Origin of the sequence: Xenorhabdus sp. IM139775 (assembly GCF_028598745.1) — a bacterium.
Classification (GTDB): domain Bacteria; phylum Pseudomonadota; class Gammaproteobacteria; order Enterobacterales; family Enterobacteriaceae; genus Xenorhabdus.
This window is the reverse complement of sequence record NZ_JAQRFK010000001.1, coordinates 67,937-92,624: the sequence shown is the minus strand read 5'-3', so window position 1 is coordinate 92,624 and position 24,688 is coordinate 67,937. Positions and strand designations below refer to the sequence as shown.

The following is a 24,688-nucleotide window of genomic DNA, read 5'->3' as shown; positions in this document are numbered from 1 at the left end:
GTTATGCCGTAAGAGAAGGAACTACATGAATAGATCAGAAAAAGTTATCTGGACAGAAGGCATGTTCTTGCGTCCCCATCACTTTCAACAGGCGGAAAACTATCTGGAGGCTTATGTCCGCGATTGGGGTATGGCGCTGGTGCCATATTATTGGGGGTTTTTAGCGTTAAAGTTAGATCCGTCATTCCTCGAGCAAGGCAAGGTCATGGTGGCATCCGCCAGCGGGATCTTTCCTGATGGGACACCATTCAGCTTCACCGAAGCGCAGGCTCCCGCGCCATTGCAACTGGCAGAAAATCAGACCGGAGAAAAGGTGGTATTGGCGCTGCCGATCTTCCGGGGCGGAAAAGAAGAAATTATTTTCCATGAAAGCCAAGACTCGATGGCGCGCTTTGTCACTGTTGACACGGAGGTTAATGACTTTAATGCCATGTCAGTCGGCAGTGCCACCGTGCAATTTGGGCGAATGCGACTGCGGTTGATGTTGGAATCAGAACTGACACCGGAGTGGACTTCACTCAGTATTGTGCATGTTGTCAACAGAACCCGTGATAATAAAGTGCTCCTTGACCCACACTTTATTCCTCCCCTGCTCAACTGTCATGCACATCCCCAGGTAGTCAGTTTTATTAATGATTTGCAGGGATTGTTGGCGCAACGCCGCCAGCAGATCAACCAGTGCCTGTTACAACCGGGGCGGCAAAATAGTTCGGAAGTCATCTATTTTCTTCTCTTGTCATTGGTAAATCGTTATAGCGGCCAAATCAGCCACCTACAGAATATCGTCTTACTGCACCCGGAGCGGCTGTTTGGTGAATGGCTGCAATTTGCCACCGAACTGGCAAGTTTTGCCCCATCGCGAATACCCGAAGAAAAACTGCCCATTTATGAGCATGACAATTTGAAACTATGTTTCAATCACCTGATGCTCCTGTTGCGGCAGGGATTGTCCATCATTCTGGAAGAACATGCGATTCAGTTGCCCCTGACTGAATATTCCCACGGGCTGAACGTGGCGACCTTACCGGACGCCAATATGCTCAATACATTCAGCTTTGTACTGGCTGTTTATGCCGATGTTCCTAAAGAAACACTGGTATCTTACTTTCCCGCTAAGATGAAGATTGCCCCGGTTGGCCGCATACGTGAATTGGTTCAGTTACAGCTACCCGGTATCCCGCTCAGTGCAATGCCATCCGTTCCCAGACAAATTCCCTGGCATTCCGGCTACCTATACTTCGAATTAGAAAAAGAGGGTGAATTATGGAGCCAAATGGAAAAATCCAGTGGTTTTGCCTTGCATCTGTCGGGGCAGTTTCCTGGTCTGCAAATGGAATTCTGGGCTGTTCGCAACCGCCCGCAAAGTCGTCAGAACTGAACGTTAGCGCTAATAGGAGTAGCCGCTTATATGATCCAGAAAAAAGAGACCCCAAATAGGCATATTGTGCTTTCTGGCGATACACAGGATAACCCATTAGTCACGGCCGCAAATCCCCTGTTAAATAGTATTCCCCAGATCCGCCATTATACCGGGCACCCGAACCCCACCGATTTACGGCAAAAATTGATCGACGAAATTTGCAGCTTTGAACTGCAATGTCAATATGCCAAATTGCCTTATGAAGTCATTATCGGTGCCCGCTACTGCCTCTGTACCGCATTGGATGAAGCTGCGGCACTGACACCTTGGGGCGTTCGCAGTGTCTGGTCTGGCAGTGGATTGTTGGTGACGTTTCATAATGAAACTTGGGGAGGTGAGAAATTTTTCCAGTTATTAGCCACGCTATCCCAAAAACCCCAAGAGAATCTGTTGTTGCTGGAACTGATTAATTATTGTCTCCAGCTTGGATTCGAAGGACGTTACCGGGTCACGGATAATGGGCGATCCCAACTGGAAACCCTGAAACAGCGTCTGTTTCAATTAATCCATTCGATTCGTGGCAACTATCCCCCTGAACTCTCACCGGCACTGGAAAGGATCGTCGCCCCAAACAAACTCAGGCATTCGTCCTTCCCAATTTGGACTTATATCGCAATAGTCAGTTTTGTTGCCTGTATTTTGTATATCGGCCTGAATTGGCAATTGGAAAATATCACCAGCCCCGTTCTGACGAAAATATATCAAATCAATTTGCCGAATGTGTCAGTCAATGATCGCATCTCTTCTTTCATGCCGCCGACCTTAAATCTGCAAGATAGCCTGAGACATGAAAATGCGGCGGGATTACTGAATGTCACAGATTCAGCCGATCGGAGTGTTATCACCTTAAAAGGCGATGGGTTGTTCAACACGGGTTCCACTCAAATTAAAAACAGTTATCTCAGTGCCATCAAACACATTGCTGAGATAATCAACAATATCAAGGGGAAAATTTTAATTATCGGTTATACCGATAATGTTCCCATTAATAGCCCCAGTTTTTCATCCAACTATGCGCTATCACTCGCCAGAGCCAAATCAGTAAAAAGAGAACTGCAAAAATATCTGGATCATCCCGAACGGATAAGTACAGAAGGCCGGGGAGACAACAATCCCCTATTGCCAAACGATACGCCAAGTCATCGAGCTAAAAACCGGCGGGTCGAAATCATACTGTTAGTCTCTCCTGTTAATCAGACGAAGTGAGATAAATGAACTATGTTGAATGCCATTCTTGCTATTTTTACCCGTCGGCTAATAGTGAGTTTCCTCGGGATCACTGCCGTTTCGGCTATTATCTGGTTTATTGGCCCTATTACTGCTATCGGCAACACAATACCTTTTGAATCAAGTACAGTACGCATCGTCATCATTGCCTCATTATACCTGATCTGGCTGTTTATCCAGTTGGCCTCTCACTTATACCAGACTTGGCTGAATAAAAATCCGGCGCCCCCATTAAACGGAAGCAATGACGAAAATGCGCCATTACAGTATGCACAAGGTTCACTGCCAGAACACTTTTCTGATGCCTTGCAACTACTAAAAAATGCCTATTTTTATGGCCTGAACACCCAATATAAACCGCGCTGGAAACCCTTTAACCGTCAATATCTCTATCAGTTACCGTGGTATGTCCTTATTGGTGCCCCTCATTCAGGGAAAACCACGATACTGGCTAATTCCGGCCTGCACTTTCCACTGGCGGATCATTTTAACACCTTGACCCCGAACAGCATCAAAGGAACGGATAGTTGTGACTGGTGGTTTACCGGCAACGCTGTCCTGCTGGATACGAGCGGGCGATATACCACGCAGGACACACTGCACGAACAAGATGCCCGCGAATGGAAATGTTTTATTGATTTGTTGAAAAAATATCGCACACGCCAGCCGCTGAATGGTGTCATTGTGACCATTAGCGTGGAAGATTTATTCAATCCATCCAAGAAAGCGCTTGATCAACACGCTTATTTATTACGCAGGCGGTTGTCAGAATTACATACCCAGTGCAAGATCCAGTTTCCCATTTATGTCATCATCACCAAAGCTGATCAACTGAAAGGGTTTAGTGCGTATTTTAGCCATTTCGACAAGGCACAACGCGATCAAATCTGGGGTTTCAACTTTCCATGGAATAAAACCGACTGGGATCTGAACGCCGTTTTTGAACAACAGTATCGTTTGTTGCAAGAACGATTAGATGCAGAATTACCCCATATTTTATTGCACTTGAATGCGCCCCGGCAATGCGCCGAAAGTTACCTGTTTCCACAACAATTCGCTGCATTACAGCCATTGATAGCACAATACCTTGAAACCGCATTCGCTAAATCAGGGTTTGACATCCCCTATTCACCACGCGGACTTTATTTCTCGAGTGGAACACAGGAAGGTGCGCCGTTTGACAAAGTCATGGAGAAATTTAATCACGATCTCCAATTGCCGACAGATAATGACAGCAGTTCATTATCATGGGGAAATGTACCTTCATCCGATCCCACGGCTGCTCCTGACGCTTATTTCCTGAAAAATTTACTGGAAAATATCTTTCAAGAAGCGGGGCTTGCCAGTCAAAATCGTTGGTGGGTTTATAGGAACCGGCTATTAAGGGGATTAGGTTATACCATTTTGGTGGTGATTCTGGGGTTAATCATTAGCCTGTTTTTTATCAGCTATAACAACAATAAAAATTACCTGATGGAAGTTCAGGATAAAATTTTCCCGATCCTGAGCCAAGCCGCTGAATTAAAAAAGAGCACTAATGACATTGATATTTATACCCCGCTGCCTATTTTGAACAAAGTGGCAGATTTGAGAAAAAGTCAATTCTTTTCCCTCGATGATCCTCCCTGGTCATATCAAATGGGGCTATATCGCGGAGAGCAAATCAATAATGCCAGTTTGACACTGTACACAGAAGCACTACAAACATTACTGCTGCCACAGGTCGTATCATTAATTACGTCTCAATTACGCCAAGACAACGGTACGAATACAGATAACATTTACAATATATTGAAAGCGTATCAGATGTTATGTCAGGCTCAACATTATGACGGTCAGTTCTTGCATCACTGGGTCATGCAATATTTGCAGGCACATTCAACATTCACTATCTCACAAACGCAATTACACCAAATTGATGGTCATCTGAGTCAATTACTGGAGTCTCAAGTTGTTACGTCTCCCTATCTTTGTGATAACCAACTGATAAGGCAAAAGCAGATACTACTCAGCAATATTTCACCGGCACAACTCGTTTATACCCATTTAAAACAAGCGTTATTGGATAATGCCGATTTACCGCCAGTGAACTTGGCAACGCTCGCTGGCCCCGATGCTGGATTGATTTTCTCACGCATCAACGGTACACCGATCACTCGCGATATATCGGGCATGTTCACGCCGGCAGGATATCAAATGGGGACGGGTAAAAAACTCAATACCTTAATCGATAAGTTGTACAGCCAAAACACATGGATACTGGGTCACTATACCGGAATAGACAATACCGGAGTACACAATACCGGAGTACCAGACACAGAAACCCAAACGCCAAAAGAGATTAATCTTTTAGTACGACAATTTTATATCCGTGATTATATTGAACAATGGGATAGTTTTCTGGCCGACATCCATCTCAACAATATTGACAACTTAGGGCAACGCGCCAATATCATCCAGTTATTGGCTTCAGATTCTTCCCCCATGCGCAATCTGCTCATTAATATCAGTAAAAATGTCAATCTGGATGAAGGGTTAAATGCCGGCAAGCTCGATAAAAAAATCGGTAATTTGGTCAGCCGTCAATCGGGGGCATTGACAAAAACTGTCTCTGATCAATTATTGCCAGAAAATAATCAACTCACACCAGAACAAATACTGAAAGATCATTTTGCCCAAATCGTTGCATTGACAAAAAGTTCTGATGACAAAAATAAAAATATTCCCTTTGATAATATCCTCAGTCAAATCGGCAAATTACACGAATATCTCAATTCGGTGCAAAATGCGGCCAATATGGGAATACCGGCACCCCCGGATAAAATTATCACACAACTCCAAACAACAGCGGCGCATCTGCCGGTGCCATTTAATAACATCATTTCTTCCCTGGCCGTGGGTGCCAGCAGCGATACACAATCCAGTAACGTAAAGAGTCTCAATCAGCAACTGAACGCCGACGTCCGAAGTTTTTGCCAGCAGGCTATCGCCAACCGCTATCCGCTGACACAACAGGCAATGGGCGATATAAAAAACGATATAAAACCGGATGATATGGCCCGCATGTTTGCGCCACAAACGGGTATCATGGACAGCTTCTTCCAGAAAAATCTCATGGGGAAAGTCGATACTTCTCACGCCAATTGGCGCTTTATTCCGGGAATGGATGGCAAAGCGTTGCCGGGCAATGAAAGTTTCCTCAAGCCATTCCAACAAGCCCGGATTATCCGGGATACCTTGTTCAGCAGTGGCTCGAATATCCCTTCATTCCGTGTCATCGTGCGTACCATGGGTATGGATAAAGAGATATTAAGCATGATCCTGGATGTTGACGGCCAACAATTGCAATATAGCCACGGCCCACAAGTTTCACAGTTACTCAATTGGCCCGGCCCCAATGGTAATAATCAGGTGCGTATCCAATTGAATTTAGAAGATGGTACAACCGCAAGTTTAATCACTTCCGGTCCGTGGGCATTAAATCGCCTAATCGACCATGAGCAATTCGCCACACGCAATCCAGCCACCGATAATAATGTAAAACGCAGTGTGACATTTAAAATTCAGGGTCATCATATTTCATTGGAATTTATCCCAAACAGTATTTTCAGCCCGTTTCAACTTCCCCATTTCACTTGTCCCAGTCTAATGAATTGAGAAGAAATTAAAGCAGTTTTCATCATAGCGACACACGCAAAACAACAATTTTGGCGTGTTATTTAAGTGGCATATTCAACCATCAATAAGGGCAGCAGGTTATTATGAACATCGACGCCTTACTCGAACCCATCAGTATTGAATCGCCTTGTGGGGAGGATCTGGAGTATGACCCTGAATTTATGGCATTGGAGCAATCCCTGTATGGAAAAACAGAACAGCAATTTGGTGATGTGACCATTCCAGCAGAGCCTCCTGATTGGGTACAAGCAGAAAAACAAGCCATTAACCTGTTAAAGCGCACCAAAGATCTGCGTATCATCATTGCGCTAATACAATCATGGCTGGAAACTCGGGGATTATGTGGCTATGCCGATGGCTTGGATTTGCTTCAACAGACACTGGAACGCTATTGGGACGAGGTGTGGCCGAAATTGGAGTTTGAGGGAGAGTATGACCCCTTGTTTCGTCTCAATATCCTTGCGGCTATTGAGGATGATTCCCCCCTGACTTACCAAGTACAACGCTCTATTCTACTGAAAAGTATTTCGAAAGAATTATCGTTGCAGGAAGTTTATTCATTGCTCGACGGCACAATCAGTGAAATTCATGGCTATACCGGTGGGCGTTCCCGATTGCAGGAAGAATTAAAACAGCAGGCCAATAGCCCTGAAATTCTGGCAATCATCCGTATTCAACATTACTTGATGACAATACTCGACATTATTCGCCAGCAATTATCAGAAAGTTATGCTCCTGAATTATCCCGGTTATTAAAACAATTAAATAAGGTAATTGAATTTTGTCCTGCGCCCGAAAAAACAAGTGATAATGCCAAGGCGTCAGACAGCCAACATCATTTTCAAGCAACGACATTATTTGCAGAACAGGCAATGACGGAACAACAAACACCGGCATCACCCCATTCAACCAACAAGGTATTTACTTATTGGCATGAAATTGAAGCCAGCAACCGAGATGAAGCACGCATGTTATTGGAAAAGGCTAAAAACTATTTTCTCATCCATGAACCCAGTCATCCCGCTCCGCTCATGATTACTCGTATTCAACGGTTAATTGATCGTGGCTTTATTGACATTGTTTATGATCTTGCTCCCGATGGGTTAAATCAACTCGAAATTATTTTGGGTCGATTGGATAATTTTGATCCGAATTAATTATCGGACCTCGAACAATCTGTCTTATCAAACTCTTTATCGTTCATATCTTATTAAATTAGCTAGTGATACTCGTCATTCTTCAAGATGTATTTATTATCTCCCCTCCGTGCGAGGGACATAATAAGCTGATTTCGTCTTGCGGGTATATTAGCCGTAATGGAGAATTTGCCATGAAATCCAGTGGACAAAAATTTATTGCCCGGAATCGTCCTCCACGCGTACAGATTGAATATGACGTCGAACTTTATGGTTCAGAACAAAAAATTCAATTACCGTTTGTGATGGGGGTGGTAAGCGACTTAGCAGGAAAACCATTAGAAGCGTTACCGGAAGTGAGTGACCGAAAATTCATGGAAATAGATATTGATAACTTTGATGAGCGCATGAAATCAATACAGCCTCGTGCTGCTTTTCAGGTAGACAATACGTTAACCAATGACGGAAAACTGAATGTCGAATTAATCTTTGAAAGAATGGAAGATTTTCAGCCTGATGCGATTGCCGGAAAAGTAGAACCCCTGGCCAGGCTACTGGAAGCGCGAACCCAACTGGCAAACTTATTATCCTATATGGATGGTAAAAGCGGCGCTGAACAATTGATCGCCGATATCCTGCAAAATCCTGCCCTGTTGAAATCACTGGCCGAAGCACCCAAACCCACTGACAGTGACAGTTCCGCGAATACAGAAAATGCTAACGCCGAAGAGGCTGAAAATAAGGAGTAATGAATGAGCACAACTGAACAAGACACTGAACTTCAGCAAGAACAGGCTCCGAAAGAGTATACGCCTGATGAACTGGGTGTATTGCTGAATAAAGAATTTCGTCCACAAAACGACCAGACACGAAGTGCGGTTGAAAGCGCAGTAGCAACACTGGCACAACAGGCGCTGGAAAATACGGTAACGATCTCCGGTGATACCTACCGAACCATTCAAGCCCTCATTACCGAAATCGATAAGAAACTATCACAGCAAATTAATCACATTCTGCATCATGATGAATTCCAATCCTTGGAAGGGGCTTGGCGTGGGTTACACTATCTGGTCAATAACACAGAAACGGATGAAATGTTAAAAATCCGCATGATGTGCATTTCCAAAAAAGAGTTAGGTAGTACGTTAAAACGCTTCAAAGGCGTCAGTTGGGATCAAAGCCCTATCTTTAAAAAGATCTATGAAGCGGAATATGGTCAGTTTGGTGGTGAGCCTTTTGGTTGCCTTATCGGCGATTATTATTTCGATCACACCGCACCCGATGTTGAACTTTTGCGTGAGATATCCCAAATTAGTGCCGCGGCACATTGCCCGTTTATTTCAGGGGCGGCGCCCAGTGTGATACAGATGGAATCCTGGCAAGAGTTATCGAATCCACGCGATCTGACCAAAGTTTTCCAGAATACGGAATATGCCCCTTGGCGCAGTTTACGTGATTCTGAAGATGTGCGTTATCTGGGATTGACGTTACCCCGTTTTCTCTCACGTCTGCCTTATGGTAATAAAACAAACCCTGTTGATAATTTTAATTTTGAGGAGGTGACCGAAGGCCCGACCCACAGTAACTATACCTGGGCCAATGCCGCTTATGCCATGGCGGTGAATATCAACCGTTCATTTAAATTGTATGGTTGGTGTACATCTATCCGTGGCGTAGAATCCGGCGGGATTGTCGAAAATTTGCCTTGCTACACATTTCCCTCTGATGATGGCGGCGTGGACATGAAATGCCCCACTGAGATAGCCATTAGCGATCGCCGTGAGGCAGAGTTGGCAAAAAATGGGTTTATTCCATTATTGCATCGCAAAAACACCGACATGGCCGCCTTTATTGGCGCACAATCCCTGCAAAAATCGGCGGAATATTATGACCCCGATGCTACCGCCAACGCGAATCTTTCAGCCCGTCTACCCTATTTATTTGCCTGCTGCCGTTTTGCCCATTACCTGAAATGTATTGTGCGCGACAAAATCGGAACATTTCAGGAACGCGATGACATGGAAAACTGGCTCAATAAGTGGATAATTAATTATGTTGATGGTGATCCTGCAAACTCTTCCCAAGGAACCAAAGCACGAAAACCGTTGGCAGCCGCAGAAGTTCAAGTAGAAGAAATCCCCGGTAACCCGGGATATTATCACGCTAAATTCTTCCTGCGTCCCCATTATCAATTAGAAGGATTAACCGTTTCTTTACGTCTAGTATCAAGATTGCCTTCATTAAAAGGCACCTAGTTTTCTCCTATCAGCAAAACCACTCCCTGTCATAATATGATGATTTATGACTTTCCATCAATATATCACTGTTACCAAAACAACCAAATACATTATCCTGCATTCAATATTATTGATTGATCATTATTTTTATAATAAACAATATTTGAGGTGTAACTATGTACGAAAATAATGCTTTCGTTAAATTCGATGGAATTACGGGAGAATCAAAAGCTAAAGGTCATGAAGATTGGGTCGGCCTTCAATTCTTTAGCTTCGGCATAATAAATTCTACTGCTACTGATCTCAACGTACAGTCTTTCGGTTCAGGTAAAGGTATTTTACGTCAATTAGCTCTTAATATTAATTATGACAAGGCGTTAGTGACTTTACAACAATACGCTATCCTTGGTAAACATATTGCGACAATAGAGATTGATATGCTTCATGCCGTTGGAGATAAGGATCCTAAAATATGGGCTAAATATACATTAACCAATACTTATATTACTGAGATCAGTAATGGACAACCTTCCGATAATTCCGCAGTGCTTGCCGTAAGACCGCAAAAAATTAAAGCCGGCTACACACCCGCAGATTATACCGGTAAGCCACAAGCTGAAGTCACCTGGACTTGGGATCTTCAATTGCAGACCATTGAATAGTCATAGTTATATATTTTACTTATATAACATACTACCCATCACCTCCCTGCGGGGAGGTGATGTTCCACCAACCAACAATAGGCATCCATCATTATGCGATTCACCATTGTTAAAAATACCGGTACAAACCAGCCGCAACAACTGAGTTATGATTTTATCCCACCCGGTGGCACCATTGGCCGCAGCCCGGATAATAACTGGGTTTTGCCCGATGAAGGGCAAGCTATAGCGCGTTTACAGGCCGTTGTATCTATTTCCATCGATGACGAATGCCGTATTACCAATCGGGGAGCTGCCCCTGAGATTTTGTTAAATACCCTCCCTATGGCACCTGATCGCCAAATAGAAGTCCGTGACGGTGATATATTGAATATCGGCGATTACCAAATTCAAATTATTAATATCAACCCCATTAATATCCATCAAAGTGCGGGCAAGCCACCACTGGCAACTATCCGTTCGCTGGGAACCCAACAAATCTTTCAGGAATTAAATGACCATAATCCGTTGATAAAAACTCCACAGCAGCAGGAACGCAATCCAATAAACCCCCTCGAACACATGGAGACAATGATTGACCTGGATTCTCTGCAATTCCGAGCCACTGATCCGGTGACGATGTTTAATGCAGATACCGATCGCCAGCAAGAGAATATTTTTACTGACAGTACGCCCAGTACTTTGTTGCAACAGGGCAAACCGTCTGATAACCAAGATGAAAAACAGGAAATTGATCCACTGGTTTTATTCTCTGATAAACCGATACGAAGAGTTAAAAATGATCCTCCCTTAAACAACCCGATGCTGGATAATGCTGAACCGCTGATGGCCTTGGATGATACGGTGTTTTGCAATCATCAATATGGTGCCAAAGATCCTCCTTTCTACAGTCCCTCCGAACGTCTGAATATCGACCCCATTGCCTATTCGCCTGATCCTCACCAAGTAAATAATGTTAAAGAGGAAATTAAATTAGAAGGAAAACTCTTGGCCGCTTTACTGGATGGTATGGGACTCAGTCATATTCAAAGCCCACAATTCGATGAAGATGCAATGTATAAATTGGGAAAATTACTCAGCCAGTTATCACAAGGCATTATCGCGCTTAACGCTTCCCGCACGCTGCTGAAATATGAGACTGATACGGGAGTAACCCAGATTCTGTCGGATGGCAACAATCCATTTAAACTCCTGCCTTCCGGCCAGGCGGTGCTGGTTCAAATGTTCGGCGATCATATGCCCGGATTTATGCCACCAGAACAGGCAACACGCGATATTTTAGTCGAGTTACAGGCACATCAATTAGGCATCATTGCAGGATTACGTACTGTCACAAAAGATATTTTACAACCCCTCAGGCCTTCAGTTATTGAGCAAAAAGCACGGGAAACCAGCCATCTTCCCCGCTTATCATTATCATCAACCTATAAAGCCGCTTTATGGGATTATTTCACCAAAGATTATCAGAGGATCATGATAAAAATTGAGCAAAATGCTCCCCTGCTTGGTGAAAATTTTCAACACTCTTATGAAGCAGAAATGACCCGATATAGAAATACGCAAAATCCATCAAAAAATAAAAAATAAAAAATAAGAAAGTGTCCGGTAACGTTGAAATGTCATTTAATCGATAACTGATACCTAATAAGAATAAATAATGAAAGACAATATCACTTTATTACATGGTGGTTATCATTCCCGCAAGATTCCTGCACGGATAACTGCCAGGGACAGAATGCAATCTTCTTTACTTGACCGGCTGACTGACCATGAGCCTGACGAAAATAAAGAAGCCGTTAGCAACTATTTATTATCACACAGAGCCTTTCGCCAAAATGTACTACGGGATTTACAGTGGTTACTTAACAGCATTAATAAAGAACCTGATGAAATTCTTTATTTCCTCCCTGAAATACAACATTCCACTTATAATTTCGGCATCGCGCCATTAGCAGGTAAAAATATATCTGATATCGAATGGCATGATATCCAAAATAAAATCATTAAAGCCATTCATATTTTTGAACCCCGTATTATTCCCAATGAACTGCAAGTCAATTGCATTTCTGACATCAAATCATTGTCTATGTACAATATATTATCTATCGAAATAAAAGGGTTTTTATGGTGTATCCCCTGGCCAATAGAGTTCCTGTTTCGCAGTGATATCGATTTAGAACTCGGTTATTTCAGCATGAAAGAAGCCGGATAAAAATATAAGGGAAACGTGATGGATAAATTGCTGAAATATTATAACCGCGAGTTGATGTATTTACGTGAAATGGGCAAAGAATTTGCTGAACGCTATCCCAAAATTGCCAATCGTTTGGGCATGCACGGCATTGAAGTTACCGACCCCTACGTTGAACGTCTGATAGAAGGATTCGCTTTCTTGACTTCCCGCATTCAATTAAAAATGGATGCCGAATTTCAACATTTTTCCCAGCATTTATTAGAAATGCTTTATCCCAACTATCTGGCCCCTACGCCTTCAATGGCCATTACAGAACTCCGGCCAGATATGAGCAAAGGCGATATCAGCCACGGTTTTCGGGTGCCACGCGGCACGGTTATGTTTTGTCAATCACTGAAGAACGACGGGATTACTTTACAATATTCCACCACTCAGGATGTCGTTTTACAGCCTCTTAAGCTGCAAAAAGTGGAGCTGGGCAAGATCCCGGCCAACATTCCCCTGATGGGATTAAATCTTCATCAATATGGCGCTGTCAGTGCATTACGCATTCGTCTTGCCTGTAACGGAAAGTTTTTTCTCCACGATTTGGATATCAATAAACTGACCTTTTTCCTTTCAGGGCCGGATATTCAGTCCCAGAAATTGCTGGAACTGATGATGGAACATTCTGTCGGTATGGTATGCCACACGCCGGGCGAAACGCCGCAATATTTGGCATTGCCTGATATTTCTCCACATCATGAAGGGTTTGATGACGATCAGGCGCTATTGCCCAATGATCCCCGTAATTTTAGTGGATATCGTCAAGTTCAAGAATATTTCGCCTTTCCCGTTCGTTTCCAGTTTTTCAGTATTCGTGGTATGCAATCTTTGCTCAAGGAAACCAAGAACGAGACGGAATTCGAGCTTATCCTGCTCCTGAACAAAATCGATAGCAGCTTAGAGAGCCTGATCGATACTTCCTATCTGGCGTTGAACTGTACGCCGGTGATTAATTTATTTCCCAAAACGACTGAGCGGGTCACGGTGGATGAAAGTAGCAATGAATATCATCTGGTCGTGGATAATATCCGCCCGCTGGATTACGAAATTTTTTCCGTGCAACGCCTGCATGGTGTCGATGCACAACATAGACAAGAATGTCTATTTCGCCCTTTCTGGTCAACCAACAGCGATGACAACGGCAATTACGGCGCTTATTTCTCACTGCGCCGGGATCCGCGCATCTTGTCTGAACATGCTCACCATTATGGCACCCGCACCAGCTATATCGGCACAGAAGCCTTTATCTCAATTGTTGATGAACATCATTCCCCCTGGCCCAACGCGTTAAAATACCTGAGTGCCGACGTGATGTGCACTAACCGGGATTTACCCGTCATGTTGCGACAACAGGATATCGATAGCTTTGTTATGCTGGATTCCATCCCCATCAGTCAAATTGGGTTTATCAAAAGGCCGACGATCCCGCGTCCTGCGCTGGCAGAAGGTTCAATATCATGGAAATTAATCAGCCAATTGCAGATGAATTACATGAATTTTATCGATCAAGATCAAGAGGGCACTCAGGCACTACGACAATTATTGCGTCTCTATGCCGATCTTGCTGAACCCGCCGTCGTGCGTCAAATTAATGGCATACGCCACTGCGCATTAAAAGAAGTCTATCGTCGGGTATCCGGAGCGGGACCTATCGTTTTTGCCCGTGGTGTCAGCATTAAACTCGACGTTGATGAGCAAGAATTTGCCGGCACCAGCCCTTGGCTTTTAGGCAGTGTGCTGGAAAAATTATTCTCGCGGCTGGTCACCATGAACGCTTTTACTGAAATGACCCTGCACAGCCAGCAACGGGGGCAGATCGGCTTCTGGCCTGCCCGTATGGGCAACAAGAAATTGATATGAGCGTTGAGTGAACAAGCCAGCCCAGTAACAACTTAACAAAGGGTGGGAATAAATGAATATGAAGACAGATGTCATTGCCATTCATCGTGTATGCCGCTTACCAACGTATTTCTGGCAACAACTCGCTCAGGCTCCTTGGCAATTTGATCTCTTTCAAACCTTGCGTCGCATTGATGCCCAATCGGGCAAGTATTATCGGTTGGGAACAGCCCCATTACCACGATACGAGCCTTTACGTTTGGGACAAGAAGCGTCAATGGCCTTCGCACCTTCCACAATATCCAAAGCCCATCAGCTAAAAAATTCAGAGTTATATGAAATCCTTATTTATAGCTTCGGCTTATTTGGCCCCAATGGACCATTACCGTTACACCTGACTGAATATGCCTATTCACGGAAATATAATTATCAAGATCCCACGTTGGGTGACTTTGCCAATTTATTCCATCATCGACTGATACTCCTGTTCTATCGGGCTTGGGCCAATGCCCAGCCCACTTCGTCATTAGATCGACCCGAAGATCAGAAATTCTGTCATTATCTGGCTTGCCTGACAGGCATGGGATTACCGGCTCAACAGGAGATCAATGCGGCGAATGGCAATCGTATCAGCAGCCATGCCCGTTACGCTTTGTCTGGTCATCTTTCCCGTCAAGGACATAGTGCGGAAGGATTGAGGAAAATATTGCTCTTTTATTTCAAGGTGCCCGTCAGAATTGTCCAAAATGTTCCACAATGGCTGAAAACCGAAACTCAGGATCAGGCTCGGTTGGCAGCAGGACGTCATATTCCCTGTTTAGGCAAATCGGCAATTTTAGGCATCGCAGTATACGATATTCAGCATAAATTCCGTATTGAGTTAGGGCCACTCACGCGTGCAGAGTATGACAAATTTCTGCCCGGACAGCCGAAATCCCGACAAGTGCGTGATTGGGTTGACCAATACTTAGGTATTGAATATGTGTGGGATATTCGGTTGATACTTGATAAATCGGACATAACAGAAATGTATCTGTCAGAAACGGTGCAATTGGGTCTAAATAGCTGGCTGGGAAAAGTGCAAAAAACCACCCATTATGATGACTTAATCTACAGCCCAGAATCTTCCCAAATGAATTAATCACGATTTCCCATCAACACCACTTATTGCGGGTTATAGAGTTATGTCAGAAATCAGTCGTTCTGTGCTCTTTGGTAAGCTCAATCGTGTCCTATTCACCTCACTGGAACAGGCCACCACTTTCTGCAAATTGCGCAGTAATCCTTATGTGGAGTTGGTACATTGGCTACATCAGCTCATGCAGCAGCAAAACAGTGACTTACAATCGATTATCCGTTACTTTGCATTGGATGAGGCCACGCTGACAAAAGATATCATTGCCGCGCTGGATCGCCTGCCACGCGGTGCCAGTGCGATCTCTGATCTCTCCGAACATATTGACAGTGCCGTAGAACGTGCTTGGGTGTATGGTTCATTGAAATTTGGCGTTGACAAAATCCGTAGTGCACATTGGCTGATTGGCATGTTAAAAACCTTCAATCTGCGCAATACCCTGAAAGCCATTTCCCCACAGTTTGAACAGATCAATGCAGATACGCTGGTCGATAATTTCAACGCTATCTGTGGCAGCAGCGATGAAGCACAAGAGAGTGAACGCTCCCCCCATCTATCCCCCGACCATTCCCATCCTACAAAACAATCCACCGCTGAGAGTGCCCTGCGGCAATATGGGCAAGATTTAACCGACCGGGCGCGTAATGGTGATATTGACCCGGTATCAGGGCGTGATGAAGAGATCCGCCAGATTATCGATATTCTGATGCGCCGCCGGCAAAATAACCCCTTGTTGACCGGCGAAGCCGGGGTGGGAAAGACCGCCGTCATTGAAGGGCTGGCTCTGCGGATCGCCGCCGGCGAGGTTCCTCCTCCCCTGCAAAATGTCCAACTTTGGTTACTGGATATTGGCATGTTACAAGCTGGCGCCGGGATCAGGGGCGAATTTGAATCCCGCTTGCGCAAAGTCATTGATGAAGTGCAATCCAGCCCGATCCCCATCATTCTGTTTATTGATGAGATCCATACCCTGATAGGTGCAGGCGGACAACAGGGAACCGGTGATGCGGCCAATTTACTGAAACCCGCATTGGCACGAGGTCAGTTACGCACACTTGGGGCAACCACGTGGTCAGAATACAAGAAATATATTGAAAAAGATCCTGCCCTCACCCGTCGTTTTCAGGTTGTCCAAATTCATGAACCCGATGAAACCAAAGCCCTTTTGATGCTGCGTAGTCTGGTCAGAACGCTGGAAAATCATCACCGTGTCCTGTTATTGGATGAAGCTGTTGACGCTGCGGTACGTCTCTCCCACCGCTATATTCCGGCCCGTCAGTTGCCAGACAAGGCCGTGGCTTTGCTGGATACTGCCTGTGCCAGAGTTGCCATTAGCCAACACGCCGAACCCCCTCAGTTGGAAAATTGCCGGCATCACATTGAGGCGTTGAAGATTGAATTAGACATTGTTGAACGGGAAGCAAAAGTCGGCATCGGCAACCCGCAACGATCAGGCATCATCCTCAATGAGCTGGCCATATTAGAAGAACAGCGGATTGAGTTGGAAAATCGCTGGCAACAAGAACGCGCACTGACGGATAACATTATCCAACTGCAAGCCCAACTGCATGGACAGTCAATTCATGAACAGCCCCTTCATGAACAGCAACATGATGATATTAATGCCCGGCATGCTGAGCTGCTGGCATTACAACAACAGTTAAAAACGCGGCAAGGAGAGAATCCGCTGATTTTTGCTTCGGTAGACAGCAATGTTGTTTCTGCCGTGATATCAGACTGGACGGGTATCCCGCTGAGCCGCATGGTAAAAGACGAAATTGATGCGGTACTGCACTTGGCGGATACCCTTAACCAACGTGTCATCGGGCAATACCATGCTTTGGAATTAATTGCGAAACGGGTCCGCACCTCACGCGCCAAATTGGATGATCCCAATAAACCCGTCGGCGTGTTCATGCTCTGCGGCCCTTCCGGTGTCGGTAAGACTGAAACCGCGCTGGCACTGGCAGAAACCTTGTATGGTGGGGAGCAAAATCTGATTACCATCAATATGAGTGAATTTCAGGAAGCGCATACGGTATCGACGTTGAAAGGTGCTCCGCCGGGATATGTAGGCTATGGTGAAGGCGGAGTATTGACCGAAGCCGTGCGGCGACGCCCCTACAGTGTGGTATTACTGGATGAAATTGAAAAAGCCCATTCTGATGTACATGAAATTTTCTTTCAGGTCTTCGACAAAGGTTGGATGGAAGATGGTGAAGGCCGCCACATTGATTTTCGCAACACGATTATCATCCTGACATCCAATGTTGGCGCGGATTTAGTCAGTTCGCTCTATTTACAACAGAATTCCACGCCAGATCCAGAAAAACTGACCACCGCCCTGCGAAACCCCCTGCTGCATGTATTTCCTGCCGCCTTATTAGGCCGTTTGATCGTGATTCCCTACTATCCGTTGAGCGATAAGGTGATGGCAAGCATTGTTTATCTGCAATTAGACCGAATCAAAAAACGTTTACTGGAAAATCATGATATTGTCGCAACATTTGATGATGCCCTGATTGCGTTTATTGTTGAACGATGTACCGAAATCGAATCGGGTGGCCGTATGGTCGATGCCATCCTGACCAACTCGTTGCTACCCCAGATCAGCCAACTTTTGCTCTCTGCCAACGCGAATGATCAACAATATCGTCAACTGCAAGTTTCTCTCAAACAAGGTGAATTTCAGTTCCGGTTTATGGACTGAGGTCAGATACATTGATTATCTCCCTGTGACGCAGAAAGATAATCAACTGTTTTTGTCTTGCGGGCTACAACCTGACGTTTATCAGTGACATATAGATATATTTATCAATGATTAGATGTGGCAGTTTTCACATTCAAGTAAAAAAACGAAAGAAAACAGCGAGGCCGAAATAAAATTTGATAGGAAGAAACCGTGTTTTTTTCCCACTTCTCAATGAACAAGCTTTACGGGCACCGTAGATAATTCTATTCTGTAAAATAATAGTTGAACGTGCGTGAACCCATATTTTCATACGGCTCACCTAATCAAGCCTAATAATTACAGGAGGTTTTATGACTACAAGGTCTGATATAGAAAAAGGAAGACTGGTTTATACAGAGAAGTTAGGGTGGGTAGATTTGGGGCATGCTCAAGGTGATGATGCCAGATTACTTATGGCAGCGATAAATAAAGGCGCTGATAGATGTACCAGAGACAGGTACTTTATTGTTAGATATGTCCAATATATGGGGAAAGGACGTAGAAATGGAACATCTATAAAAACAAGGTGGCAAGTCAGGGAAAATTTATCATTGCATGATAAAAAAAGAGTCGCTCTGACTATTATGATGTATACAACTCATTCATTTGAATCCTACCAAGATTCTTTTCCGTTTAATTGGGTGACAGACAGTGGTTATAGTGGTGAAGATTTAGCCTCTAATTTACTGGGTTTTTATCGGGCTGTGAATGGCATTGATTACTTGCCACAGTTAGGCGTCGTCAGTAAAGAAAAAGCCTTTAAGCGATGGGATTATTATGGACCTATAGGTAAATATAAGAATAAAATTTTTAAGCCATTATTATTTCCCGATCCGGAAAAATACCCCAATAATGCCAAGCCTTATCATACGTCTCTGCCTGGTTTTTTAAATACCATATCCCCCATCAGTGACATCAAAAAAGGCCAAGATTTAATACTTATTAGCGACTTAGCTTATGTTAACATAGGTAAGGAATATGCCGGGATTACGCTTGAGTAGTTTTATAAGAATCCTTGTTTTCATATCCATTTTCATTGGTTGTGTAGTGATTTTTTTTATGTCACTTGCAAATGTTAATTTGTCATATACAAAAAAAAATTTCATTTATTACAATATGTTTACCTTTGATGAAATTAAACATATTCCTTTAATTTCAAATGATTACATCATACTCTATGATTCTCCTGATGGTACATCAACAATGACTAACGATATTGTTTTTTCAAATGTTAATTTAGATAGTGAAACCGAACTAATAAAATATGTTGAGAATATGGGATTCGGAAAATATTACGACCAATACTGGGGTGATGAACGTTGGCAAAAAGATGACATAATAATCACTATAAAACAAAATGGTACTAAACGTACCATTTTGTTTTCAGTTGAGAAGAAATAAAAAATGGGCCGGCGGCAGAGAATTCTCCCATAAGAGATTAAAATACATTATCTTCTCTTATACTGTAACCGGATGTTCCTGCCATATGATGTGTCCACGTTATGCTATCATATGAAATAGTTATACTCTCATATGGTTGCATATCATTGTGACTGAGTGAGTTGGGATAGTGTATTGAAATATTTTTTATGGTGGCGTTAGTTAATTTTATTGAATAAAACTTTTCCAGTCCTCCTGACGAACTGTTCCGATATATATCAATATCACATTGAAAACTTTCGTTATTTGATATTGCAACGCCTAATAGCGGAGAGGATTTGTCAATGGGTTTTGTTATAATTATGGGCTGGTGATTGACGTTTTGTTCCCGACTTATATCATGATCAACCGAATAAACTAATATTTTATCTTTATGCTCTTCCTGGTATTTATTTCCTATTGAGTCATATGTTGAGCATCCGGCCGATATCAGCCCCTGTTTTTTACCTTTTATAGTCATATAAATAATATTAGCCACACTGTTTCTCCTGAGTATTTTTTGGACACAACAAAAACGCAGGATAACGTATTATTTTATCGATGGCATTGATTAAATTTTAAAAGCTTACGCATTCAATTTAATAGATGACCCACTATCTTTCTTTGGGAAAGTTGCCTATCAATATTGAATTAAACAATTATCAATATTCGATCATTCAGCCAGAGATTATCTCTGGCTGAATATTTAACAGTCAATCGCAGCTATTATTCATCATCTTCATGTTCAACTGCGGGTTTTTTACCACTCAAGCCATATTCACGTAATTTATTGGCGATTGCGGTGTGAGAAACACCCAGCCGTTTTGCCAGCTTGCGGGTACTGGGATAATGGCGGTAAAGACGTGTCAATACTGAGCGTTCAAAGCGCTTGCTGATGTCATCCAAAGAACCCACCAGAATATCTTCATTAAATGCCACCTCAGTCTCCCGTTCAGGTAACTGAATATCCTGCGGGCTGAGTTTGTTGCCTTCAAGTTGAGTCAATGCCTGATATATGGCATTGCGAAGCTGCCTGACATTTCCCGGCCAATGATAACCACACAAAAATGAGGCTAAGTCGGCAGAAAATTTCGGTTTAGGTAAGCCCTGTTCTTGCGCAAAACGGGTTACAAAATAGTCCGTCAATGGCATGATATCCGCCTGACGTTCGCGCAAAGGGGGGATTGTGATAGTTAAAACATTCAGCCGATAATAAAGATCTTCTCGAAACGCCCCTTTTTGCACCAACTCAATTAAGTTTTTCTGAGTGGCACAGATAATGCGGACATTCACTTTAACCTCATTCTCTTCACCGACTCGGCGAAATGTTCCATCATTTAAGAAACGAAGTAATTTAATCTGCATCTGTGGCGACATTTCACCAATTTCATCCAACAAAACCGTGCCGCCATTCGCCTGTTCAAAGAAACCTTTTTTGCCTTCCAAGGCATTGGGATAGGCTCCCGCCGCATAACCAAACAGCTCACTTTCGACCACATCATCCGGCATAGAAGCACAATTTAATCCCAGAAAAGGCTGTGTTCCCCTTGCACTGCGTAAATGGCAGGCTTTGGCAAATTCATCTTTCCCTGTCCCTGTTTCACCGATAAGCAGTAAGGGGGCATCAAGCATTGCCATTTTACGGGCCTGTTCAACGACATGAACCATTTTGGGGCTGACAGCAATAATGTGTTCAAAAGCGCTGCCATCATTGACGATTAATGGTTTGGGCGACGACCCGATATGTACCACTGAACGCTGCTCACCGCCAGAACGTAACATAATCACCGCCCCTACACACCTAATGGTTTGATTTTCATTCATCAACTGCATAGGGATAATATCCATCCCATAATCTTGTCCTTTGATGGATAGTTGAGTTGAATGGGGTTGATGATGTTCACTTTCAAGCCAGTGCAGGAAAGGATAATTGCTGATCAGATGACCTATGTTTTTTTGGTTAATTCTTTCTTTACTGAAACCGAACAGTGCCAAAGCCGCGGAGTTAGCCAGTTCAATATTGCCTTTCATGTCAATTGAAAAAATAGGCTCAGGCACCGATTCCAACAGTGTCCACATCGCCCTGTGCTCTTTCTCTGACGGCATGAAGGCCACCGTCCTGACATCAATGACACCATTGATCCGGCGAATTTCTGCCATCAATCCACGGAAGATATTGAAGTCAATTTGAGTAAAATTAAGGTAAATACGACGTGCAGGAGAAATTTCAATTCCTTTCAGGTCAATATTTCGTAAAACCAGTAAATCAAGTAATTCGCGGGTTAACCCGATTCGATCCTGACAAGTCACTTCCAATCGCATTTTTCTGACCTTATTGACACGATGTTCTTAACCGCCTGAAATGTTACCCGCTAAGCTGCAATAGATGAAGCCCTTGTCAGCAAAAGTTTACAAAAAAGTAAGATGTCAAGCTGGGATAACAGTTATCGTGAGTTGGTTACTTGCTGTTATCCGGGGCTTTGGCTGGGCTTTTGTTTTTCACGGGTAACGTACTTTTGAGTTGAGCGAGCAACTGGTGGCGAAAATCCCCTAATTTCGGCTTATCTCCCTCAATCCACGGCAACGGCCGGCACAACTCCATGGCCTTGATGCCCAAACGCGCCGTCAGCAACCCGGCACCGATCCCCTGTGCAGCACGTGCAGAAAGGCGCGCCGCAATATCCTGTGACAACCAGTCCATCCCCACTTCTCTCACTAATTCCGATGCCCCGGCAAAGGCAATATTCAGCAGGACTAAGCGAAATAAGCGAATACGGCTGAAATAGCCTAATTCAATGCCATAAAGTGCGGCAATGCGATTAATCAGTCGAATATTTCTCCATGCAATAAAGGCCATGTCCACGATCGCCAAGGGGCTGACAGCGATCATTAAAGCCGATTCCGCCGCAGAACGGCTGATCTCTTTTTTCGCCTGCCTGTCCAAGACAGGCTGCACTAATTGACTGTACAGCATGACAATTTCACGATCATTGTGGGTTTCATGTACTGCCGCCTGCCAACGCTGTAATGCCGGGTGTTGTTGCTCAATACCCGCTTGCCCTGCCAATTTTTCACAAAATTGTTTTCCCTTGCCGATGCCATGACTTTGCAATAGCGTTTTCGCAACATCTCGCTCTTCTGTACGCTGGCGCAACTGGTAAAGGCGTCGCCATTCCCTCATCACGCTGCCGATGCCCGCAAAAACAATCATGCTGCCTGCCGCCGTCATTCCCAGTGCGATCCAATCCTGTTGCTGCCATGCTTGATATATCCAATGAACACACTGGGCAACAACACTCACGCCCAATAGCAACACCGCACCGGAAAAAACTTTTCGCCAAAAACTGCGTTTCGGTTTTAAAGCGGCATTCACTGCACCTTCAAATTCACCTTCTCTCTCTTCCGCGTCCAGCTCTGGCATGGCCGGATAGAACGCTTTTTCCTGCTCAGTGAATTCTTGTTTTGGTTTCAGTGGTGGCGGTGACGATGTTGATACCCGATCGTCAAAATCCATTCTCGGTTTCAGGGGGCCGGTCATGTTAATTTGTCTCCCAATAAAAATTCCATTGCACTATCCATGCGAATATGGGGTAACGGTGTATCTGCATTGATTTGTCTTGGCCGGAATGATTCGAAATTAAACCCTTGTTTTTGCCAGAATTCACGATTTGGCAAGCGCTGTGGTACATCTCCCGGAAAAAACGTCAGTAATTTATCATCCGACAGGCGATTGCCCTTGATGGCAGGGATTTTCTCCCCTTGGTGGATAACCATGCCGTTCTCTGTTGCCTGAACAGATGCCAGTCCCACACAATCCATGCTGATCCCTTCAAATGCCGCATTTTGCCACGCTTCCTGTACCAATTGCTGTAAAAGTGAAACAAGATTGGCATGTTGATCTGCCGTAATATGATCCGCTTTGCTGGCAGCAAACATTAATTTATCGATGCAGGGCGAGAATAAACGACGAAACAACGTTCGTTTGCCATAATGAAAACTCTGCATAAGTTGGGTCAATGCAAGCCGCATGTCATTGAAGGCTTGCGGGCCACTATTCAAGGGTTGTAAACAATCCACCAGCACAATTTGCCGATCAAAACGAAGAAAATACTCTTTATAGAACCCCTTGACGATCTGATCACAGTAATAAGCAAAGCGGTCACGCAACATCCCTATGTTGGTGTGTTTGTCCGCTTTTGCTAATTGCGGCTCCCCGATTTTGTCAATGTCCGGCCACGGGAAAAATTGCAACGCCGGGGCGCCCGCCAGATCCCCCGGTAAAATAAAACGGCCGGGTTGAATAAAGTGCAATCCCTGTTGCTTACACTGATGCAGGTAATCGGTGTAAGCCTGAGCGATTTTGGCCAGTAAATTTTCATCGGCAGGTGCCAATGGGTCACATTGCTGGCATAACGCTAACCACGGTTTTGCCCAATTAGCCCTTTCCCCTTTCAGTAATCCCAGCATATGCCGTGACCACGCCAGATAATTTTGTTCCAGCATGGATAAATCCAATAACCATTCGCCCGGATAATCGACAATTTCCAGATAAAGGGTGGACGTTTCTTTGAGGTAACGAAATAAGGCATCTTCTGAACGATAACGCAGTGCCAGGCGTATTTCACTCACGCCACGTGTCGGCGTTGGCCAGTGAGGGGGAGTATCATGTAATTCTGCCATGTTTTCATCATAGGCAAAACGAGGCACCCCAAAATCGCGCTGCGGCACACGTTTCACCCCCAGTAAGCGCCCATCGCGCACGGCAGAAAACAGGGGCAATCTGGCACCACTGTGAACATGCAGGAGTTGGTTCACCAAAGAAGTGATAAATGCGGTTTTTCCACTGCGACTTAATCCGGTTACCGCCAGTCGCAAATGACGGTCCATTCCACGATTAACGAGCGCGGTTAGTTCGTTTTGCAACCGTTTCATGTTGCTCCTAAATGGGAATACCGTGGATCCGTT

Annotated in this window: 18 protein-coding genes; 14 read left to right on the top strand and 4 right to left on the bottom strand. The window is 44.2% G+C overall.

Going from position 1 to position 24,688, the window contains the following annotated elements; all coding sequences use genetic code 11:
* Positions 1–25: 25 nt before the first annotated feature.
* From tssK to PSI17_RS00335, 14 genes are all read left to right on the top strand, one after another.
* Entirely contained in the window at positions 26–1,378 is a 1,353-nt protein-coding gene (gene tssK / locus PSI17_RS00400; protein ID WP_273550043.1) for a type VI secretion system baseplate subunit TssK, read from the top strand.
* Positions 1,379–1,408: 30 nt separating this feature from the next.
* A complete protein-coding gene (locus tag PSI17_RS00395; RefSeq protein WP_273550042.1) occupies positions 1,409–2,626 on the top strand; it encodes a DotU family type VI secretion system protein in 1,218 nt (405 codons plus the stop codon).
* Between the two features lie 12 nt (positions 2,627–2,638).
* Positions 2,639–6,304 (top strand): type VI secretion system membrane subunit TssM, encoded by a 3,666-nt coding sequence (gene tssM / locus PSI17_RS00390; RefSeq protein WP_273550041.1) that lies wholly within the window; start codon positions 2,639–2,641, stop codon positions 6,302–6,304.
* 104 nt (positions 6,305–6,408) lie between these two features.
* Complete coding sequence (gene tssA / locus PSI17_RS00385) at positions 6,409–7,482, top strand: type VI secretion system protein TssA (protein ID WP_273550040.1); 1,074 nt, start codon at positions 6,409–6,411, stop codon at positions 7,480–7,482.
* Between the two features lie 173 nt (positions 7,483–7,655).
* Complete coding sequence (tssB, locus tag PSI17_RS00380) at positions 7,656–8,210, top strand: type VI secretion system contractile sheath small subunit (RefSeq protein WP_273550039.1); 555 nt, start codon at positions 7,656–7,658, stop codon at positions 8,208–8,210.
* A 3-nt stretch (positions 8,211–8,213) separates the two neighbouring features.
* Positions 8,214–9,716: a type VI secretion system contractile sheath large subunit gene (tssC, locus tag PSI17_RS00375; protein WP_273550038.1), complete on the top strand. Its 1,503-nt coding sequence runs from the start codon at positions 8,214–8,216 to the stop codon at positions 9,714–9,716.
* Positions 9,717–9,874: 158 nt separating this feature from the next.
* Entirely contained in the window at positions 9,875–10,360 is a 486-nt protein-coding gene (locus tag PSI17_RS00370; protein ID WP_273550037.1) for an Hcp family type VI secretion system effector, read from the top strand.
* Between the two features lie 93 nt (positions 10,361–10,453).
* Positions 10,454–11,947, top strand: a complete 1,494-nt coding sequence (gene tagH, locus PSI17_RS00365) for a type VI secretion system-associated FHA domain protein TagH (protein ID WP_273550036.1) — start codon at positions 10,454–10,456, stop codon at positions 11,945–11,947.
* A 70-nt stretch (positions 11,948–12,017) separates the two neighbouring features.
* Entirely contained in the window at positions 12,018–12,572 is a 555-nt protein-coding gene (locus tag PSI17_RS00360; protein ID WP_273550035.1) for a type VI secretion system baseplate subunit TssE, read from the top strand.
* 18 nt (positions 12,573–12,590) lie between these two features.
* Complete coding sequence (gene tssF, locus PSI17_RS00355) at positions 12,591–14,459, top strand: type VI secretion system baseplate subunit TssF (RefSeq protein ID WP_273550034.1); 1,869 nt, start codon at positions 12,591–12,593, stop codon at positions 14,457–14,459.
* Positions 14,460–14,511: 52 nt separating this feature from the next.
* Positions 14,512–15,579 carry a type VI secretion system baseplate subunit TssG gene (gene tssG / locus PSI17_RS00350; protein ID WP_443255981.1) on the top strand — a complete coding sequence of 356 codons (1,068 nt, stop codon included), beginning with the start codon at positions 14,512–14,514 and terminating at the stop codon, positions 15,577–15,579.
* 43 nt (positions 15,580–15,622) lie between these two features.
* Positions 15,623–18,283, top strand: a complete 2,661-nt coding sequence (gene tssH, locus PSI17_RS00345; protein ID WP_273550033.1) for a type VI secretion system ATPase TssH — start codon at positions 15,623–15,625, stop codon at positions 18,281–18,283.
* 332 nt (positions 18,284–18,615) lie between these two features.
* Positions 18,616–19,305, top strand: a complete 690-nt coding sequence (locus tag PSI17_RS00340; RefSeq protein WP_273550032.1) for a hypothetical protein — start codon at positions 18,616–18,618, stop codon at positions 19,303–19,305.
* Complete coding sequence (locus PSI17_RS00335) at positions 19,283–19,705, top strand: hypothetical protein (protein WP_273550031.1); 423 nt, start codon at positions 19,283–19,285, stop codon at positions 19,703–19,705. Before PSI17_RS00340 ends, PSI17_RS00335 begins: the two co-directional genes overlap by 23 nt.
* A 37-nt stretch (positions 19,706–19,742) precedes the next feature.
* Here PSI17_RS00335 and PSI17_RS00330 read toward each other — a convergent pair whose 3' ends face one another.
* The 4 genes from PSI17_RS00330 to PSI17_RS00315 form a co-directional block, all read right to left on the bottom strand.
* On the bottom strand, positions 19,743–20,222 hold the full coding sequence (locus PSI17_RS00330; RefSeq protein WP_273550030.1) for an Hcp family type VI secretion system effector: 480 nt from the start codon (positions 20,220–20,222) through the stop codon (positions 19,743–19,745).
* A gap of 227 nt (positions 20,223–20,449) precedes the next feature.
* The gene (tyrR, locus tag PSI17_RS00325) at positions 20,450–22,045 is read right to left on the bottom strand and encodes a transcriptional regulator TyrR (RefSeq protein ID WP_273550029.1); all 1,596 of its coding nucleotides are present in this window, start codon (positions 22,043–22,045) and stop codon (positions 20,450–20,452) included.
* Positions 22,046–22,181: 136 nt separating this feature from the next.
* Positions 22,182–23,261: a YcjF family protein gene (locus tag PSI17_RS00320; protein ID WP_273550028.1), complete on the bottom strand. Its 1,080-nt coding sequence runs from the start codon at positions 23,259–23,261 to the stop codon at positions 22,182–22,184.
* Positions 23,258–24,655 carry a YcjX family protein gene (locus PSI17_RS00315; protein WP_273550027.1) on the bottom strand — a complete coding sequence of 466 codons (1,398 nt, stop codon included), beginning with the start codon at positions 24,653–24,655 and terminating at the stop codon, positions 23,258–23,260. The genes PSI17_RS00320 and PSI17_RS00315 overlap by 4 nt, the downstream gene beginning before the upstream one ends.
* Positions 24,656–24,688: the final 33 nt, after the last annotated feature.

Excerpts from the sequence above, each read along its gene's own strand:
- tssK (WP_273550043.1), top strand. The coding sequence starts at position 26 with ATGAATAGATCAGAAAAAGTTATCTGGACAGAAGGCATGTTCTTGCGT.
- PSI17_RS00395 (WP_273550042.1), top strand. The coding sequence starts at position 1,409 with ATGATCCAGAAAAAAGAGACCCCAAATAGGCATATTGTGCTTTCTGGC.
- tssM (WP_273550041.1), top strand. The coding sequence starts at position 2,639 with ATGTTGAATGCCATTCTTGCTATTTTTACCCGTCGGCTAATAGTGAGT.
- tssA (WP_273550040.1), top strand. The coding sequence starts at position 6,409 with ATGAACATCGACGCCTTACTCGAACCCATCAGTATTGAATCGCCTTGT.
- tssB (WP_273550039.1), top strand. The coding sequence starts at position 7,656 with ATGAAATCCAGTGGACAAAAATTTATTGCCCGGAATCGTCCTCCACGC.
- tssC (WP_273550038.1), top strand. The coding sequence starts at position 8,214 with ATGAGCACAACTGAACAAGACACTGAACTTCAGCAAGAACAGGCTCCG.
- PSI17_RS00370 (WP_273550037.1), top strand. The coding sequence starts at position 9,875 with ATGTACGAAAATAATGCTTTCGTTAAATTCGATGGAATTACGGGAGAA.
- tagH (WP_273550036.1), top strand. The coding sequence starts at position 10,454 with ATGCGATTCACCATTGTTAAAAATACCGGTACAAACCAGCCGCAACAA.
- PSI17_RS00360 (WP_273550035.1), top strand. The coding sequence starts at position 12,018 with ATGAAAGACAATATCACTTTATTACATGGTGGTTATCATTCCCGCAAG.
- tssF (WP_273550034.1), top strand. The coding sequence starts at position 12,591 with ATGGATAAATTGCTGAAATATTATAACCGCGAGTTGATGTATTTACGT.
- tssG (WP_443255981.1), top strand. The coding sequence starts at position 14,512 with ATGAATATGAAGACAGATGTCATTGCCATTCATCGTGTATGCCGCTTA.
- tssH (WP_273550033.1), top strand. The coding sequence starts at position 15,623 with ATGTCAGAAATCAGTCGTTCTGTGCTCTTTGGTAAGCTCAATCGTGTC.
- PSI17_RS00340 (WP_273550032.1), top strand. The coding sequence starts at position 18,616 with ATGACTACAAGGTCTGATATAGAAAAAGGAAGACTGGTTTATACAGAG.
- PSI17_RS00335 (WP_273550031.1), top strand. The coding sequence starts at position 19,283 with ATGCCGGGATTACGCTTGAGTAGTTTTATAAGAATCCTTGTTTTCATA.
- tyrR (WP_273550029.1), bottom strand. The coding sequence starts at position 22,045 with ATGCGATTGGAAGTGACTTGTCAGGATCGAATCGGGTTAACCCGCGAA.
- PSI17_RS00320 (WP_273550028.1), bottom strand. The coding sequence starts at position 23,261 with ATGACCGGCCCCCTGAAACCGAGAATGGATTTTGACGATCGGGTATCA.
- PSI17_RS00315 (WP_273550027.1), bottom strand. The coding sequence starts at position 24,655 with ATGAAACGGTTGCAAAACGAACTAACCGCGCTCGTTAATCGTGGAATG.